At 41.1% G+C, this 514-nt stretch carries 1 protein-coding gene; it reads right to left on the bottom strand.

The window, feature by feature from the left end:
• Positions 1 to 44 precede the first annotated feature (44 nt).
• Positions 45 to 514: hypothetical protein (locus ACX5KA_RS04000; protein ID WP_458730476.1), on the bottom strand; the 470-nt coding region annotated here is incomplete at its 5' end.

Raw genomic sequence — 514 nt, 5'->3', positions numbered from 1 at the left:
TGTTTGCGTCCCAGCCCGCGCAGCGGGCGAACTTGATTTTTTTGTTATATGCCACTGCTGAAATAACCTTTGTTACCAAGACCAACTGACTCAAAATATTTCCCTTCATTTGGATCTTCCTCGTCTGGTTGTGTTGGCCGCCAAAAACAGAGCTCATATTCTGGATAAGTAAAAGTGTACCCGGGCTCGGATTCGTTTGTTGACTGTTTGGTTTTCTTTAACAACTCTTTGACTAGTTCTACCACCGGAGTAGAAAAAATACTTATGCCATCCCAAACCACATTTTGGTCCGAAGCCAGCTCTATGAATTCTACTACTCCATCCACTGAATAATGTATTTGAATTGAAGAATTTGAGTAATAGTCAGTATTCTCATTGAAATCACTCGGCGGCCCAAGTAATTCATGGATATCATTTCTTTGGACACCGAGCTTGATTTGACCAAACCCCAAAAGAGGCCTTAATTCTAATTTTTCCATGGCATATAACTTTTCAATAACGGGCGCAGACATGT

The sequence above is a fragment of the Alteromonas alvinellae genome (genome assembly GCF_902705805.1).
Note: the sequence above shows the minus strand (reverse complement) of the source record. Positions and strands in the feature narration are given on the sequence as shown.